Source organism: Elstera sp., assembly GCF_044372965.1.
In the GTDB taxonomy this organism is placed as follows: Bacteria; Pseudomonadota; Alphaproteobacteria; order Elsterales; family Elsteraceae; genus Elstera.
Genome location: NZ_JBILQX010000288.1, coordinates 1 through 2,974 on the forward strand (window position 1 = coordinate 1; position 2,974 = coordinate 2,974).

A 2,974-nucleotide genomic window follows, 5' to 3' on the forward strand; every position below is an offset into this window, starting at 1 on the left:
ACGAAGATATCGCCGACGAACTGGCCGCAGGGGCAATTGCCGCGCTCACGGAAGCCGGGGCAACCTTCGAGCGGCTGAGCGTGCCGGGGGCGTTCGAAATTCCGGCGGCGGTTGAATTCGCCGTGCGCGCGGGCAAAGCGGGCACCTTGCCGAAAGCTTTCGACGGGTTCTTGGGCCTCGGCTGCGTCATTCGCGGCGAAACCACCCATTATGACTATGTTTGCACCGAAAGCGCGCGTGGGATGCAGGATATCGCCCTGCGCCACGCTGCCGCCGTGGGCTTTGGCGTGCTGACGGTCGAGAACGATGATCAAGCTTGGGCACGCGCGCGCCGTGACCGCAAGGACAAGGGCGGCGAAGTGGCTCGCGCCGTGCTGCGGATGGTCGAACTTCGCCGCCAGTTTCGGGTTAGCTAAGCCGCTATGACCGATAAAAAGCAAAAAACCCCCGGCCCGACACCGCGTCAGCACGCGCGTATTTCCGCCGCCCAAGCGCTGTTTCAGCAGGATTTCAACAAGGTTACGACGGCGCGCCTGATTCTGGATTTCCGCCAGAATTACCTTGAGCCGAATACCGACGAAATCCTGTTCGCGCAGTTGGTGGATGCCGCCGCCGAACGGTTGCCGGAGTTGGACGCGATCATTTCCGCCAATCTTTCCGAAGGTTGGACGATCGAGCGGATCGATCCGGTCTTACGCGCGATTCTGCGGGTTGGCATTGCCGAATTGATGGTAATGCCGGACGTTCCGGCCCGCGTTGTCATTACCGAATATGTCGATGTCGCCCACGCTTTCTTCGGCGGTAAGGAGCCGGGGATGGTCAACGGGCTCTTGGACAAAGTGGCGCGCACGCTCCGCGACGCCGAGTTTTAGGACAGGCTTGGGGGATGAGCGGGGAGAGCGAATTTGATCGAATCGCTCGTTATTTCGCTCCGCTCGCCGCCGGGTTTCCGGGGGCACTCGGGCTAACCGACGATGCGGCGCTCCTTGATCCAGGGGCGGGGTGCACACTTGTTGTTTCCACCGATGCCCAGGTGGAGGGTGTGCATTTTTTGCCCGCTGCCGATCCGGCGCTGGTCGCAGCAAAAATTCTACGCTGCTCGGTCTCTGATCTCGCCGCGATGGGGGCTGAACCGCTGGCCTATACGCTGGCAACTTTCTGGACTGCCGACATTGATAGCGCGTGGCTGGCCCGTTTCAGTCAGGGCCTCGCCCACGAGCAAGCCGCACTGGGAATAAAGCTTGCGGGCGGCGATACGGTGAAAACACCGGGGCCGCTCAGCTTTTCCGTTACCGTCTTCGGCACAATCCCCATAGGGCAGGCCATTCGCCGCAAGGGCGCAGAAATCGGTGATCTGGTGGCTGTGACTGGAACCATTGGCGATGCTTTTCTGGGGCTCAAACTATCACGGCAACCGGCTCTTGCCGCCGATTGGGGGCTGTCCGGCGAGGAAGCGGCTTTTCTCACCGAACGTTACTGGCGACCCAACCCGCGCCTTGCCTCGATGATAGCGTTACGCGGGGCCGTTTCCGCTGCTCTCGATATCTCCGACGGGCTGATTGCCGATCTCGGGCATATTGCCGCCACCTCTGGCGTTGGAATTGTGCTTCAGGCGGGGGCGGTTCCACTTTCGTCCGCCGCCCAAAAAGCTGTGACACGCCTATCGCTGGCCGATTTGCTCACGGGCGGGGATGATTATGAAATCGCCCTAACGATTTCGCCAAAAAAAGCTGCTATACTGGATGAAGCCGCGCGGGCAAGTGGCGTGCCGATCACGATTGTGGGGCGGTGCGTCGCCGGGTCCGGGGTTCGGGTGTACGATGGGGCGGGGCAGGCGCTTCCCCTGGGGCAGACGGGCTTTCGGCATTTCTAAAGTCTCGTTCGCGGTCAGAATGACCGGGTGAAAGGAAGCTTCGATGCGCGGCGGTTTGCGGATGATCCTCAGCTTTTTGATGCTGATCTGCGTCGGGGGCGGCATTGCGGGCGGCTTTTACCTGATCCGCTATCTCGAAAAAATGCAGTTCGAGGGCGAAGCCGGGCGGCAAATGTTTGTGGAACTGGAGGAGATCAATATCTCCATTATTCGCAATAATTTCCCGGCGGAAATTCGGACCTACAAGCTCACAATTGAAACGCGCGAAGGCGGTCCGCTAAAAGTTGTGCTCGAATCGCGCCCGCGTTTGAAAGATCTTTACATCAATATTATGTCGTCGCTGGCGACCCGCGCCGGTCCTGAAAATTTAGACAATAGTGATTATTTACGTGAGATGATGGTTCGGCAATCGAACGAGCTTCTAACACCGGGGGCGGTGCGCGATATTTTCATTCGAACGCTCACCGTTCGACCGGTCGAGTCCTAATCGGCATTCCTGACCATCGCCCTCCGAACCCTCCTTGTTTTGTCCCTAGCCTAACGTGTGAGGGGTTGCTACGCCTGCCCCTCCCGGTTTGGGGCGGTTTGGTTGTGTGAGAGGGTTTGGAATGGCTGTATCGATTGCGCGTCGGCTTGCGGATGAATTATCGGTTCGACTGGAGCAGGTCGAGGCGACGATTGCCTTGCTGGATGGCGGCTCGACGGTGCCTTTCATCGCGCGCTACCGGAAAGAAGCGACCGGCGAGCTTGACGATATCCAGCTCCGCACGCTCGAAGAGCGGTTACGATACATGCGTGAGCTGGATGAGCGGCGCGAGGCGGTGATTTCCTCGGTGCGCGAGCAGGGAAAGCTGACCGACGAACTGCTGGCGCTGTTCATGGCCGCCGACACCAAGGCCCGCCTGGAAGATCTCTACCTGCCCTATAAGCAGAAGCGCCGGACGAAAGCGCAAATCGCCCGCGAAGCCGGGTTGGAGCCGCTGGCCGATCTGCTGCTTGGCGATCCCACGCGCACGCCGGAAACGGAAGCTGCGGCCTTCATCGATGCCGAAAAGGGCGTGGCGGACGTAAAAGCCGCGCTGGATGGGGCCAAGCAAATCC

The 2,974-nt window shown here is 60.2% G+C and carries 5 protein-coding genes; all 5 read left to right on the plus strand.

All coding sequences use genetic code 11. The features are described from left to right. A partial coding sequence (ribH, locus tag ACIQ36_RS19705; RefSeq protein ID WP_395832530.1) for a 6,7-dimethyl-8-ribityllumazine synthase occupies positions 1-416 on the plus strand: 416 nt, incomplete at its 5' end. Positions 417-422: 6 nt separating this feature from the next. After that, a complete protein-coding gene (nusB, locus tag ACIQ36_RS19710) occupies positions 423-872 on the plus strand; it encodes a transcription antitermination factor NusB (protein ID WP_395832532.1) in 450 nt (149 codons plus the stop codon). Between the two features lie 14 nt (positions 873-886). After that, positions 887-1,873: a thiamine-phosphate kinase gene (thiL, locus tag ACIQ36_RS19715; protein ID WP_395832534.1), complete on the plus strand. Its 987-nt coding sequence runs from the start codon at positions 887-889 to the stop codon at positions 1,871-1,873. Between the two features lie 43 nt (positions 1,874-1,916). Continuing rightward, positions 1,917-2,360 carry a hypothetical protein gene (locus tag ACIQ36_RS19720; protein WP_395832536.1) on the plus strand — a complete coding sequence of 148 codons (444 nt, stop codon included), beginning with the start codon at positions 1,917-1,919 and terminating at the stop codon, positions 2,358-2,360. A 121-nt stretch (positions 2,361-2,481) separates the two neighbouring features. After that, a partial coding sequence (locus tag ACIQ36_RS19725; RefSeq protein WP_395832538.1) for a Tex-like N-terminal domain-containing protein occupies positions 2,482-2,974 on the plus strand: 493 nt, incomplete at its 3' end.